We start from the raw sequence: 376 nt of genomic DNA on the forward strand, positions 1-376 counted from the left end.
CCTTACAATCTGAAGCTTAGAGGCTTTTCCTGGAAGCATGGCATCAATGACTTCACTACCGTAGTAGCTCGACGTCGTGTCTCAGCCTTAAGAGTGTCCGGATTTACCTAAACACTCAGCCTACGCACTTGAACCTGGACAACCGTCGCCAGGCCCACCTAGCCTTCTCCGTCCCCCCATCGCAATTGTAAGAAGTACGGGAATATTAACCCGTTTCCCATCGACTACGCTTTTCAGCCTCGCCTTAGGGGTCGACTTACCCTGCCCCGATTAACGTTGGACAGGAACCCTTCGGTCTTCCGGCGGGGAGGTTTTTCACCCCCCTTGTCGTTACTCATGTCAGCATTCGCACTTCTGATACCTCCAGCATGCTTTA

The 376-nt window shown here is 52.4% G+C and carries 1 rRNA gene; it reads right to left on the reverse strand.

The features are described 5' to 3' along the window. Positions 1-376 (reverse strand): 23S ribosomal RNA (locus CIK04_RS31015); the annotation flags it as partial.

The sequence above is a fragment of the Vibrio sp. 03_296 genome (assembly GCF_002265885.1).